Origin of the sequence: Brevibacterium antiquum CNRZ 918, assembly GCF_900169145.1 — a bacterium.
GTDB lineage: Bacteria > Actinomycetota > Actinomycetes > Actinomycetales > Brevibacteriaceae > Brevibacterium > Brevibacterium koreense.
Genome location: NZ_FXZD01000003.1, coordinates 317,866 through 331,077, shown reverse-complemented (window position 1 = coordinate 331,077; position 13,212 = coordinate 317,866). Strand labels below are relative to the sequence as shown.

Below are 13,212 nucleotides of genomic sequence, written 5' to 3'. Positions count from 1 at the left end.
GGCAGTCCGAGCCTATGCATTCCGATCGTCGGGATCATCAGCAGGATCGTCGGCGAGGTCCTTCGCCAGGTCCTGCGCCGCCCGTTCGACCATCTGGTCCTCACCGCGGGCCAGAGCCGCAACTTCGGCCTGACCGTCCTTGATACGCACCCACATGCGTCGGCGTGGGATGAACAGGGACAGACCCAATCCCAACAGCACGGCGATCGCGCTGACAAGCATCAGTCCCTGTGTCGGGTCCTGGGAGATATCGACGGCGATGTAGCGTTTGACTCCGTCGAAGGTCACCGAACCGCCGTCAGGCAGCTCCTGTGTCTCACCCTCGGCGAGTTGGATGAGCAGAGGATTGCCCGTGGCATCGGTCATCTCCGTCATGTTCTCGGCATCGATCGTGTACACCGACTGCGGAGTTCCGTCGTCGAGGCCCAGGTCACCGGTGTAGCCGCTCATCACGAGGTAGGGGTTGCGCAGACCGGCGAAGCTCGAGACCAGTTCGCCGTTCTCGTTCTGAGTCGCGGTCGGCAGGAAGACACCGACGAAGCCCAGCTGGGTTCCGGCGGAATCGGGGACCTTGATGACACCCTCCGAGGTGTATCCCGGGTCTCCACCATCGGGGATGAACACCTGCGGCCCGGACTGTACGACCTGCCCCTTGGCGTCCTTGACCGTGACCTCCGGGGCATACCCGTTTCCGGTCAGGTACACGCCGGTGCCGTTCACGCGCACGGGTTCGTTGACGCGCAGTGTGTGCTGCTGACTCTTCCCGCCGGCGGTGGCCGTGACCTTCGCGTCGAAGGTCCTGGGCTGACCGAACTGGCTGCCTGGGGCCTGATCGTCGAAGACGGCCTCGAAGTCATCGAGCCTGAGTCGGAAGTCCGACAGATTGTCCGCGTTGTAATAGGAGCCTGGCTCGAAGGAGTCGTAGGCCACCAGGGAGTTCGTGAAGGTGTCGCCCTCGACGAGGATCCGCTGGCCCTGATAGCCGAACAGGGAACCGATCGCCATCGTCAGAGTCGCGACGAGGAGGGCGATGTGGAAGACCAGGTTGCCGGTCTCACGCAGATAGCCGCGTTCGGCAGACACATGATCCTGGTTGCGCACGGTCCGGTAGCCGAGCTTCTTCAGCCGGGCCTGAGCAGCATCGAGGAAATCCTGATCTGCGGCCTCACGTGTTTCGGCTGATCCGGTCGCCGAGGTGAAGGTTTCGTATCCGGGCATCCGACCCAACCGCCTCGGCGCCTTGGGTGGGGCCGAACGCATGGCCTTCCAATGCTGGGCCGAGCGTGGGATCACGCAGCCGATCAGCGAGATCATGAGCAGAAGGTAGATCGCGGAGAACCAGATCGAGGAGTACACGTCGAACATCTGTATGCGATCGAGGAACTGGCCCCACGCACCATTGGATTCGAGGAACGTGTTGACCCGGCCCGGATCCTGAATGCGCTGCGGCAGCAGGGAGCCCGGGATCGCTGCCAGGGCGAGGACGAGGAGGAGGATCAGTGCCACCCGCATCGTCGTCAGCTGACGCCACGCCCACCGGCACATGCCGATGAATCCCAGCTGCGGCTGCGTCACAGCAAGTTTGCTGCTCCCAGCGTGCTTGCTGCTCCCAGCGTGCTTGCTGCTCCCAGCGTGCTTGTCGGCGGTCTTCTTCGCCACTAGATCACCACTTCGAAATCATAGATCAGACCCTGCAGAGAGGTCATCCATACGTTCCACAGCCCCGAGGCCATGAGAACGCCCAACACAATGAGCACGATGCCGCCGGCACGGACGATCGCCGTCTGGTGTCTGCGCACCCAGGTCAGGCGACCGGCGCCCTTGTGGATTGCCACTGCCAGGATGATGAACGGAACGCCCAGGCCAAGGCAGTAGACAAAGGCCAGCAGTGCTCCGCGCCAGATGGTTCCGTCTCCGCCGAAGCTCACCGACATCGACAGAACTGCCGACAGCGTCGGGCCCACGCAGGGAGCCCAACCGAGGGCGAAGGTGGCACCGAGTACCGGCGCACCCCAAAGTCCGGCCTTGGGTCGTGCCCGGATCCGGTGCTCGGTCTGGAGCAGACCGAAACCGCCCATGAAGACGAAGCCGGCGATGATGACGACGACGCCCAGGATCCTGATGAGCAGGCCCTGCCACTGTGAGAACAGCGCCCCCAGGGCCGAGAACCCGGTCCCCAGCAGGACGAAGACGACGGTGAACCCGAGGACGAATAGGGTGATTCCAACGACGACCCGCCAGGTTTCCTTGTCCTTGAGGGAGGATCCGCTCAGCCCGGTGACATAGCCGACGTAGCCGGGGACCAATGGCAGCACGCAGGGCGAGACGAAGGAGACGAGACCGGCCAGTGCGGCCGCGCCGGCGGCCAGAAGCAGCGGCCCGTCGAGAACCGTTTGGGCGAAGTCCGCCCCGATTCCACTCACTCCGCCTGCACGTCCTCGATGAGTCCTTTGAGCGTCGACTCATCGACCTCTCCCACGATTCGGGCCGCGGCGCGACCCTTCGCATCGAGGACAACCGTGGAGGGGGTGGCCTGCGGCGGGAGGACTCCCGAGAGCAGAGCCACCATGTCGCCGTTGGTGTCGAGCATGTTCGCGTAGGGAATCTGGTGGTTCGAGACGAAGGCGTTGGCGGCGGCTTCCTGGTCGCGGACGTTGACGCCGAGAAACTGGACGTCATCGCCGAATCCCTCGGCCAGGGACTTCAATGCCGGAGCTTCCTTCCGGCAGGGCGGGCAGGCCGCGTACCAGAGGTTGATGACAACCGGGGTGGGCCGGATGTCGGCCAATGACATCGATTTCCCGTCGAGGGTCTCGAAGTTCAGCTCCAGAGGTTCGCCGCGCTTGTCCCGGGCCACCTGTGACACGACACCGGATCCGGACACATACCCTTGATCGGATCCGGCCTGATCAGCCAATTTGTCATTTTCGCTGCAGGCGCTGAGCACCAGAGCCGTGCCGGCGACCAGTCCGGTCAGGACGGTGCGACGGTTCATCGGGTTGCGGGCATTCATGCCCCCGCCACCGCTTGCCCGGGCTGCAGATCTGCACAGATGCTCTCGTAACTCACGGATACAAGTGTGGACGATTCGAATGTGAAACTGGTGATAGATGCCAGGTCACATTCCCGTTTCCGAGGGTCGTGGACGAGTGAGCGCTGCTCCCCCGCCCGGCGTGTCATCCAGATCGGCAGCTGATGGGAGACGATGACTCCCTCAGCCTCGGGCCCGTGTTTGGCGAGTTTGGCGCGCAGGCTGGCCATGGCCGCCTGCATCCGCAGCACGATCTGCCGGTAGGGCTCACCCCAGGACGGTGTCAGCGGGTTGTACAGCCGCAGCAGATTGCGTGGTTCGCTCAGTCTGCGGGCGTTGACCTGCTGGCCTTCGAAGAAGTTCGCGGCTTCGATCACGCGGTCGTCGGTGAAGACTGGCAGCTCGAGTCGTTGGCGCAGCGGTGTGATCGTTTGTTGGGCCCGCAGCAGCGGGGAGCACACGAGCTCCACCGGGGGCGCCGAGGCTGTGGCGAAGTGTTCGCCGACGCGTCGGGCCATCTCATGTCCGCGTTCGGTGAGCCCGAAGTTCGGCAGCCGCCCGTAGAGGATGCCCTCGGGGTTATCGACCTCCCCGTGCCTGACCAGGTGGATCCTCGCCATCAGTTCCCCTGCGTGTTCGGTACGTCAGCTGCGGCCTTGGCCGCGGCAGGCAGTGCTGTGATGATCCGATCGAGGATCTCATCGGTGTGGGCGTAGGAGAGGAACCAGGCTTCGAACGCACTCGGCGGCATGTGGATGCCCTGGTCGAGCATGGCGTTGAAGAACGCGGAGTAGCGCTCGACGTTCTGCATCCGAGCGCCGTCGTAGTTGATGACCTCACGGTCGGTGAAGAAGACAGAGAACATCGAGTTCGCCGACTGAATGGTGTGTTCGACGCCTTCGGCCTCCAGGCTCGCAGCGACTGCGGGCCGCAGGATGTCCGCGGCGCGCGAGATGTGTGAGTACACGTCGAGTTCGGTTGTCAGCTTCAATGTGGTCAGGCCGGCGGCGGTGGCCACCGGGTTTCCGGACAGGGTTCCCGCCTGGTAGACCGGGCCTGTCGGTGCCAGATGCTCCATCACGTCGGCGCGTCCGCCGAAGGCCGCGGCGGGGAAGCCGCCGCCCATGACCTTGCCGAAGGTGAACAGGTCGGCAGGCCCGTCCGGGTAGCCGAGTGATTCGGACTCGAAGCCGTACCAGCCTGCTGCAGAGACGCGGAAGCCGGTCATCACCTCGTCGCTGACCATCAGCGCACCGTGGGCCTTGGTCAAACGACGGATGGTGTTGGTGAAGCCATCACGAGGAGGCACGACGCCCATGTTTCCTGGACTGGCCTCTGTGATGACGCAGGCGATCTCATCACCGTGTTCGGCGAAGACGGCCTCCAGGCCGGCCGTGTCGTTGTAGTCGACGACGATCGTGTCCGAGGCCTGAGCACCGGTCACGCCCGGGGTGTCGGGCAGGGAGAAGGTGGCCAGACCGGATCCGGCTTGGGCCAGAAGCGCGTCGACGTGCCCGTGGTAGCAGCCGGCGAACTTCACGATCTTCGCCCGGCCCGTGTATCCGCGGGCCAGTCGGATGGCACTCATGGTCGCCTCGGTGCCCGAGGACACGAGCCGGACCTGTTCGACGGGGTCGACGCGGGCGACGATCTCCTCGGCGAGTTCGACTTCACCGGTCGACGGGGTGCCGAAGGAGAACCCCTTGACTGCGGCTTCCTGCACAGCGGCGACCACCTCGGGGCGGGAATGGCCCATGATCATGGGGCCCCACGAGCCGATGAGGTCGATGTAGTCATTGCCGTCGGCGTCGCGCAGCCATGCTCCGGTCGCCGAGGTGATGAAGCGCGGGGTGCCTCCGACGGCCTTGAAGGCCCGCACCGGTGAGTTCACTCCACCGGGGATGACGTGTTCGGCGCGCTCGAACAGCGCGGCCGACTTCGCAGTCTCTTGTTTCATGGGTTCTCCTGAAGAAGTCGCCGGATCGGTGGTCGGTTCAGATGTTAGCTGAGTCAGTGCACTCAGGTGCAGACGTCGAGGCTTCGACATCGGCCGGTGGTGTGTCGACGGGACCCTTGCCGATCTCAAGCATGTGAGTGGTGACCTTTCCGAACACACGCCCCAGGGTCGCCATCTCCTCTGGTTCGAGCAGGTCGACGAGGTGGTCGCGGACGCCTCCCACATGTGTGGGAGCCATGGTGACCAGGAGCTCCCAGCCTGCCTCGGTCATCTGGCAGTTGACTCCGCGTCCGTCTTCGGGGATCGAGAAGCGTTCGAGGAGACCCTTCTTCTCCATCCGGGTCACACTGTGAGTGAGGCGGGAACGCGACATGGTCGTGTCCATCGCGAGAAGCGCCATCCGCATCGTCCGGTTCTCATGTTCGCTCAGCCGCACCAGGATCTCGTATTCGGGTAAGCCGATGCCGTGATTGTCCCGAATCTCCTTATCCAGCTGCACGGTCAGCAGCTGCGAACCGGTGAGATAGCTCCTCCAGGCCTTCTGATCAGGACCGCTCAGCCAGCGTGGCTCGCTCATCAGCGTGCTCCGCCCGGAGTCTCTGAGGTGAGTCGCTGCGCGACTTCCGTGGCCCAGTAGGTGAGGATCGCGTCGGCGCCGGCACGCTTGAACGCGACAAGGGACTCCTCAATCGCGCGTTCGCGTTCGATGGCGCCGGCGGCGGCCGCGAACTCGATCATCGCGTACTCTCCCGACACCTGGTAGGCCCACACCGGCACCGGTGATTCGCAGGCCACCTCGGCGAGGACGTCGAGGTAGGGCATGCCGGGCTTGACCATGACGATATCGGCGCCCTCGGCCAGGTCGAGGTCCAGTTCACGCATGGCCTCACGGCCGTTCGCGGGATCCTGCTGGTAGCTTTTGCGGTCGCCCTGGAGCTCCGAATCCACCGCCTCGCGGAAGGGACCGAAGAACGCAGAGGCGTACTTCGCGGAGTAGGCCATCACAACCACGTCGGTGAAGCCTTCGAGGTCCAGAGCCTCCCGGCAGGCCGCGACCTGACCGTCCATCATCCCGGAGAGTCCCACCACGTGGGCTCCGGCGCGAGCCTGCGCCACGGCCATAGAGGCATAGCGCTCAAGCGTTGCGTCATTGTCGACGCCGCCCGCGGAATCGAGGACTCCGCAGTGCCCGTGTGAGGTGAACTCGTCGAGGCACAGATCTGCCATGATGACCGTCGTATCGCCGAGGTTGTCCCGCAGCAGGGTCAATGCTCGGTTGAGGATGCCCGCGGGGGCATCGGCTTGGGAGCCCTCATTGTCCTTGTGCTCAGGAATTCCGAAGAGCATCAGTCCGCCGACTCCGGAGTCCACAGCCTCGTTGGCTGCTTCGAGAAGGGAGTCCAGCGTGTGCTGGACGACGCCGGGCATGCTGGTCAGCGGCGCTGGTTCGCTCAGCGTCTCCTTGACGAACATGGGCAGGATCAGATCGGCCGGGTGCAGGCGCGTCTCGGAGACGAGACGGCGCAGGGCCGAAGTCGTTCGCAGGCGACGGGGCCGAACGGTGCCGGGGACCAATGTCATGTCAGGCCTTCTTTCTGCGGCGCTTCTGGCTGGGGCGCGTCGGGGTGATTCCCGCCGCCAGGTCGTCCTCGCGTGCGGACATCGCGAATTCGACCAATCCGTCAATGAGGGAGGTGAGATTGGCTTCCTCTGCGAGGACGTCGACTCGCAGGCCGTGTTCGGCTGCGGTGTTCGCCGTGGCTGGTCCGATGCAGCAGATCACCGAGGTGGAAGCCGGTTTTCCGGCGATCCCGACGAGATTGCGCACCGTAGAGGAGGAGGTGAAGAGGAAGGCGTCGAAGTCACCGGCTTTGATGGCTTCCCGGATGGGAGCCGGAGGCGGTGAGGCGCGCACGGTCCGGTAGGCCGTGACGTCGTCTGGGTCCCAGCCCTTCTCGAGGAGTCCTGCTACAAGCACCTCGGTGGCGATGTCGGCGCGCGGCAGCAACACGGTGTTCATGGGGTCGATATCGTCGACGTAGTCCGGCCAGGCCGCGGCCAGGCCACGAGCCGAGTGTTCGCCGTCGGGGACGAGGTCGGGGGTGATGCCCCAATCGATGAGTGAGGCGGCGGTGCGGCCGCCGACGGCCGCAACCTTGACACCAGAGAGCGAGCGGGAGTCGAGACCGAAGTCCTCGAACCACATGCGCACCGCGCGAACAGCGTTCACCGAGGTGAAGCCCACCCATTCGTAGGACCCGTCGACGAGGCCCCGGATCGCCTTCTCCATCTGAGTCGGTGTGCGCGGGGGCTGGACGGCGATCGTCGGCACAACAGTGCCGACAGCACCCAGCTCCCCCAGCGCCTCGGCGGTGGAGGTGCCCTGTTCCTTCGTCCGTGGGACGAGGACCTGCCAGCCGAAGAGCGGCTTGGTCTCGAACCAGCTGAGTGCGCCTCGCGATTCCACACCTTGTCCCATGATGACCACCATACGATCTCCACCGGTCTGAGCCATCGTCAGGGCCTGTCCCAGTGTGGTCTCCACACTCGTCTGATCGGTTGTGGAGATGCCCCACCCCAGGAGCACTTTCGTGTCCACGTCCCATCCGTCGTCGAGCAGAGCCCGGATCGCCTGTTCGTGGTCGGCTGAAGTGCCTGTGAGCACATGGGTGGTGTTGCGGTGCCGGGAGACGTCGACGTGGGTCTGCGGACCGGCCTCGATGAACCGGACCGAGCGCACGCGGTTCGTCGTCAGCGCGGTGCCGGTGTATGCGGAGGTAGCCGCGGACAATCCGACTCCAGGGACGATTTCAACGTCGACGTCGGCTTTGCGGCACACGGCGGCTTCTGCTGTAGTCGTCGTGAATAGGATGCCGTCATCAGAGCTCAGGCGCACCACAGTCTTATCAGGTCGTGCCAACTCAGCGAGCTTACGTCCCCGTGTAGAGGCCGTCGCACCGAGCTGAGCAGCCTCGATGATCTCCGTGGCCTGCGGCACGTAGGCGGTGACGATCTCCGAATGCACGTGGGTGTCGTAGACGACGATCTCGGCGTTCGCGAGGATATCGGCGCCGCGAATCGTCATCAGACCCGACTCACCGGGCCCGCTTCCGATGAAGACGACGCGAGGTGAGACGGGCAGAAGACGACGGGGCTGAACCTGGCCGGTGGTCATACCTGCTCCTGGACTTTGACAGGGGTGAGGTGATCCGCGGACTGCGCGGGATCGATGCCGAGGCGTCCCAGCAGGTCTTCGGCCGCTGCGGTGCCGAGTTCGTCGGCGAGCCGAGCCAGCTCCTTGCCGGTGATCGACAGTTGGTTCGCACTGCTGGAGTCCAGATCCACGTCCGGAGTCATAGGCAGTGGGGCGCTCTGGCGAGTGCGGGCGAGGTTTCCGTCGTCATCGGCCATGACCGCGTCGACGACGAAGTCCGAGCCCTGGATCGTGGCGAGTGCTCCGATGGGGGCTGAACATCCGGCCTCTGCCCGGGAGAGGATCGCCCTCTCGCAGGTCACGGCCAGGTCAGTGGTCTCATCGTGGAGGCGCTTGAGTGCGTCGCGGACCTCAGCATCGGCTGCCATGACCTCGTTGTCGAGGGCGAAGGGGCTGTCTGCTCCCCGCGTTTCAATGGCCAGGGCTCCCTGCCCGGGGGCCGGGAGCATCGTGTCGAAGTCGAGGGAGTCGGTGGCCTCAGCCAAGCGACCGATGCGACGGACTCCGGCCGCGGCCAGCACGACGGCGTCGAGTCGTCCGTCACGGACGTGGGCGATGCGGGTGTCGACGTTTCCGCGCACTCCGCGGACCTCAATGTCGGGCCGAGCGGCGCGCAGCTGCACGGCGCGGCGCGGAGAGCCGGTGCCGATGACGCTTCCCGGAGGCAGATCCGCGAAGTTCAGGCCATCACGGCCGATGAGGACATCGGCAGGATCGACCCGGGGCGGGATGGCGGCCATCTGGATGCCCGCCTCGGGGGTGGTGGGCAGATCCTTGAGCGAGTGCACTGCGATGTCGATCTTTCCCTGGTGCAGAGCCTGCCGAACGGCGGAGACGAAGACGCCTGTGCCGCCGAAACCGGTCAGGGGCGACATGTTGACGTCGCCTTCGGTCACGACCTCGACGATCTCCACGCGCCAGCCGGTCAGTGCCGCCAGCTGGTGGGCGATCGCCGTGGACTGGGAGCGTGCGAGCTTCGAGCGGCGGGTGCCCAGGCGGATCGTGCGACCGGAGAAGTGCTCAGGTTCGACGATGTCGAGGGTGTGGTCGGCTACCGGCCGCACACCGTCCGCCTCAACGTAGTTGGCACTCGAGGCAGTGGCGACTTTGGTCTCTGGCTTCGCAATCGAATGGGCGACCTTGTTCGTCGGCAGGTCGAAGAGCTGCATGAGCGCCTGTGCGTAGTCGACGTCAGATTCGGTGACGGCCAGTTCCTTGACCTTGACCGTCGGCGTGTGGATCAGCTTCTCCGCCACCCGGTGCAGGGACTTGCGGATCTCGGCGAAGGCCTTGTCGCCGACATCGGCACCTATCTTCTTCTCCAGCCGTTTCGTCTCCGCATCGAGCACGTCCTCGGCGTGGCTACGCAGTGCCGTGACTGTGGGTGCGACAGCTCGTTCCTTGGCGCCGGATTCGAGCTTGGTCAGCTCCTCGGCGATGATCGCGCGCACTGCTTCGACGGTTTTGACGACCGCAGCGTCGCGCTGGTTCGCGGAACTGGTGAGCAGGGTGCGGATCTCGCCGAGACCGAAGAGCGCAACATGTTCGAACTCGCGCACCGTGGGGTCGATGTCGTGCGGCAGGGCAAGGTCAACGAAGGCCTTGTTCGCTGCGCCCTTGGGATTCTGGGACAGACCGGCCTGGATGTCTTCGCGGGTGACGACGACTCCTCGGGCACCGGTGCAGGAGATGATGAGGTCGGCGTCGGCGATTTCCTCGGCGAGGATCCGCGAGGTCAGTTCGCGGGCACGGCCGCCCACCTCGGCGACGAGACGCTCTGCTGTGTCTACGGTCCGATTGAGCACCGTGGTCCGCGCCACGCCCTCCTTGTGCAGGCCTGAGACGACGAGGCCTGACATGGCTCCAGCACCGATGACCAGCGCATTCGCGGCGCGCAGTGATCCGATGTGTGCCTGGGCGGCTTCAAGTGCTGCGCTGAACAGTGAGCGGGCGACCTCGTCGAGACCGGTCTCCGAATGTGCTCTTTTGCCGACCCGCAGGCTCTGCTGCAGTGCGTGGGAGAGGCCGGAGGTCAGTGCCCCGGCCGACAGAGAGTCGGTGAATGTCGAGCGCAGCTGTCCCAAGATCTGGGCCTCACCGATCGCCATCGAGTCGAGACCGCAGGAGACCTTGAGCAGGTGCTCCTGGGCCTGAGTGTCGTAGTGGGCGTAGAAGTGCCCGGCGATGTCCTGCCATTCCTTGTCGATCGAGGACACGAGGGCATTGCCGAGGTCGGAGAGGCCTCCGTGGAAGGAGGTGACATCGGCGATGAGCTCCAGGCGGTTGCACGTCGAGAGAACCGCGAGTCCCTCCACATTGTCGCCGGCCAAAGCGTCGGCGCGCAGTGATCCGACCTCACCGGAGCCGAATGCCAGAGCGTCCAACATGTCGATCGGAGCCGAGTGATGGGATATGCCGAGAACCAAGAGAGTCAATTCCTGTGCTCCTCAAAACCTGGATTGAGCGGTGCCGAATCAAGCGCCGAATAGTATGCGAGTACTTGCAGCTCACTGGCCAGATCGACCTGATGCACGCGGATAGAATCCGGGGCGTCGAGCACGGTGGGTGCGAAGTTCAGAATGCCGCGCACGCCTGCCTCGGCGGCGATGCGTGCCGCCGCCGGTGCCGCGGATGCGGGTACTGCCATGACGACGAGGTCGATGTCCTCGGGCCAGGTGGCAAGTTCGGTGAGGTCGGAGACCGGCAGAGTGCCGATCACGGTTCCGATCTTGGCCTCATCGGTATCGAAGATTGCGGTGAGTGAGAGTCCGCGGCGTTTGAATCCTGCGTAGTCGGCCAGGGCCGAACCCAGGCGGCCGGCGCCGATGATGGCAACGCTGCGCGCTCGGTCGAGACCGAGGAATGTGCGCAGAGTCGAGGCGAGGTCCTCACAGGAGTAGCCGACTCCGCGACGACCCGAGCGTCCCAGTTGAGACAGGTCCTTGCGCAGAATTGACGACGACACACCGCTGCGGGCCGCCAACGCCTCCGAGGAGATCGTTGCCTGACCCGTTGCGGCGATCGTCTCAACCGTCTGCAGGTAGATCGGGAGTCGGGAGATGACGCGTTCGGGCACGTCCTTACGAACGACACCCTCAATGCTGTTGGCGGACAGTATCTCGCCCACGAAAACGCGTCACTCCTTCAATCGATCTCATGTGTCCAAAGCCTCAAGGGCTCTGGACAGCCGGTCCGAATCGACCCGATGGAAGCTGTGCTGCCGACCGTTGAGCAGCACGACTGGGACGTCCCAGCCGTACTGTCCGGCAAGATCATCATCGCTGTCGATGTCGATCTCACTCACGCTGACGTCTCTGCCGGCCACAGCCTCGGCGACGGCATCCCTGGCGGTTTCGCACAGGTGGCAGTCGGCGCGTGTCAGGAAGGTCAATGTGACCACTGCAGACTCCTCATCGGGCGACAACAAACCCCGCCGAATTCAGATTCGAGCGGGGGCGTAGGACCGTATTCGGTCTTACTTCTTGTTGCGACGCTGGTGACGTGTCTTGCGAAGCTGCTTACGGTGCTTCTTCTTGGACATACGCTTGCGGCGCTTCTTGATGACTGAGCCCACGCGGGTACCCCTTGTGATCGTCGGTGGAGGTGAACATCTGGTGCCCACCCTTTGAACTAACCGTGCAATTCTATCGCTTGGGCCTCTGCTTTCCCAAAACTGTGTCCGGATCCACAGCGTCGATCGCACGATCCGATGGATTGGCGGTCGAACGATCCCCGAGGACGCGGGCTTCAGTCGAAGCAGGTGGTGAATTTCAGTCGAAGTAGGCGTCGAGGCCGAAGAACGGGAACAGGTTCTTCCGGGTGCCCATTACGGCGCGATCGAGTTCGGATTCGGGGTCGTAGCCGTTCGACCAGCGGGTGAATGAGCCGTCGAAGCCGTCGGTCATCGACAGGGGCGCTTCCCGCCCGGTCTTCGTCTGCGCATAGTTCGCCCAGCGGCCCGGAATGCGAGCACCTGGATCGATGTCGAGTCCTGCGGAGATCGCGAGCACGTTGGTCCAGGCGCGGGGCACCACGTCGATGATCGCATAGCCTCCTCCCCCGGTCGCCAGCCATTTTCCGTCCGAGTATTCGGCGGCCAGGTCGCGGACCCATTCTGTGGCCACCCGCATCGCATCAACGCTGAGTCGCATGTGCGTCAGAGGGTCGTTGCGGTGTCCGTCGCAACCGTGCTGGGAGACGATGACCTGCGGCTCGAATCCGCCGATGATCGCGGGAATCGTGGCATCGAAGGCCCGCAGCCAGTCCGCATCGAGCGTGCGCGGAGGCAGCGCGATGTTCGCCGCCGAGGCGGCGGCGCGCAGTCCGCCGATGTCGGCGGGATAGCCGGAGCCGGGAAACAGGAACTTCCCCGATTCGTGCATAGAGATCGTCAGCACTCGGGAATCGTCCCAGAAGAACTTCTCCACACCATCGCCGTGGTGGGCGTCAAGGTCGATGTAGGCGATGCGTTCGTATCCCGCACCCAGAAATTCGGTGATGGCTCCGGCGATGTCGTTGTAGACGCAGAAGCCGCTCGCGTGATCGGGCATCGCATGGTGCATTCCGCCGGTGAAGTTCACGGCGTGAGAGTAGTCGCCGGAGATGATGGCCCGCGCCGAGTCGACCGATCCCTGGAACAGCATCGCCGAGGCGGCATGCATGTTTTCGAAGCCGGGAACGTCTTCGGTGCCGATGCCGTACTTCTTCGCTTCTTCGTCGCTGAGTCCGCCTCCGTCGCCGACCTTCTTCACCGCTGCGATGAAGTCCGCGGTGTGGAGGTTGCCGAGTGTGCTCTCTTCGATCTCATTGACACCCCGGACGTGGACGTTGTCGGCATCGAAGAGGCCGAAGTCCATGGCCAGCTTCGCGGTCAGATCGAGTCTCAGGGGATGCATGGGGTGGCTGGGACCGAAGTTGTACCCGGTCACCGCATCGTCCCAGACGACGTACACATCGCTATCGGCCATGGGGACCATGGTATATGGCACAGCTCACCTACGAAGATTCTGG

Annotated in this window: 13 protein-coding genes; all 13 read right to left on the bottom strand. The window is 64.4% G+C overall.

Annotated elements, in window-relative coordinates:
• Window positions 1–12: 12 nt before the first annotated feature.
• On the bottom strand, window positions 13–1,575 hold the full coding sequence (gene resB / locus BANT918_RS06635; RefSeq protein ID WP_233430381.1) for a cytochrome c biogenesis protein ResB: 1,563 nt from the start codon (window positions 1,573–1,575) through the stop codon (window positions 13–15).
• Between the two features lie 83 nt (window positions 1,576–1,658).
• Complete coding sequence (locus BANT918_RS06630; protein ID WP_101619564.1) at window positions 1,659–2,414, bottom strand: cytochrome c biogenesis CcdA family protein; 756 nt, start codon at window positions 2,412–2,414, stop codon at window positions 1,659–1,661.
• A gap of 5 nt (window positions 2,415–2,419) precedes the next feature.
• Entirely contained in the window at window positions 2,420–3,013 is a 594-nt protein-coding gene (locus BANT918_RS06625; RefSeq protein ID WP_101619491.1) for a TlpA family protein disulfide reductase, read from the bottom strand.
• Entirely contained in the window at window positions 3,010–3,651 is a 642-nt protein-coding gene (locus BANT918_RS06620) for a histidine phosphatase family protein (RefSeq protein ID WP_101619490.1), read from the bottom strand. The genes BANT918_RS06625 and BANT918_RS06620 overlap by 4 nt, the downstream gene beginning before the upstream one ends.
• A complete protein-coding gene (hemL, locus tag BANT918_RS06615; RefSeq protein ID WP_101619489.1) occupies window positions 3,651–4,988 on the bottom strand; it encodes a glutamate-1-semialdehyde 2,1-aminomutase in 1,338 nt (445 codons plus the stop codon). The genes BANT918_RS06620 and hemL overlap by 1 nt, the downstream gene beginning before the upstream one ends.
• Window positions 4,989–5,025: 37 nt before the next feature.
• Window positions 5,026–5,565 carry a MarR family winged helix-turn-helix transcriptional regulator gene (locus BANT918_RS06610; protein ID WP_101619488.1) on the bottom strand — a complete coding sequence of 180 codons (540 nt, stop codon included), beginning with the start codon at window positions 5,563–5,565 and terminating at the stop codon, window positions 5,026–5,028.
• The gene (hemB, locus tag BANT918_RS06605) at window positions 5,565–6,569 is read right to left on the bottom strand and encodes a porphobilinogen synthase (RefSeq protein ID WP_101619487.1); all 1,005 of its coding nucleotides are present in this window, start codon (window positions 6,567–6,569) and stop codon (window positions 5,565–5,567) included. Before hemB ends, BANT918_RS06610 begins: the two co-directional genes overlap by 1 nt.
• A 1-nt stretch (window position 6,570) precedes the next feature.
• The gene (locus tag BANT918_RS06600) at window positions 6,571–8,163 is read right to left on the bottom strand and encodes a uroporphyrinogen-III synthase (protein WP_101619486.1); all 1,593 of its coding nucleotides are present in this window, start codon (window positions 8,161–8,163) and stop codon (window positions 6,571–6,573) included.
• Complete coding sequence (gene hemA / locus BANT918_RS06595; protein WP_101619485.1) at window positions 8,160–10,637, bottom strand: glutamyl-tRNA reductase; 2,478 nt, start codon at window positions 10,635–10,637, stop codon at window positions 8,160–8,162. Before hemA ends, BANT918_RS06600 begins: the two co-directional genes overlap by 4 nt.
• The gene (locus tag BANT918_RS06590) at window positions 10,634–11,329 is read right to left on the bottom strand and encodes a redox-sensing transcriptional repressor Rex (protein ID WP_101619484.1); all 696 of its coding nucleotides are present in this window, start codon (window positions 11,327–11,329) and stop codon (window positions 10,634–10,636) included. Before BANT918_RS06590 ends, hemA begins: the two co-directional genes overlap by 4 nt.
• A 27-nt stretch (window positions 11,330–11,356) precedes the next feature.
• Window positions 11,357–11,602, bottom strand: coding sequence for a glutaredoxin family protein (locus BANT918_RS06585; protein ID WP_101619483.1), 246 nt, complete (start codon window positions 11,600–11,602; stop codon window positions 11,357–11,359).
• Window positions 11,603–11,677: 75 nt separating this feature from the next.
• On the bottom strand, window positions 11,678–11,776 hold the full coding sequence (locus BANT918_RS06580) for a 30S ribosomal protein bS22 (RefSeq protein WP_009882927.1): 99 nt from the start codon (window positions 11,774–11,776) through the stop codon (window positions 11,678–11,680).
• Between the two features lie 196 nt (window positions 11,777–11,972).
• Window positions 11,973–13,178, bottom strand: a complete 1,206-nt coding sequence (locus BANT918_RS06575; protein ID WP_101619482.1) for an acetoin utilization protein AcuC — start codon at window positions 13,176–13,178, stop codon at window positions 11,973–11,975.
• Window positions 13,179–13,212 lie beyond the last annotated feature (34 nt).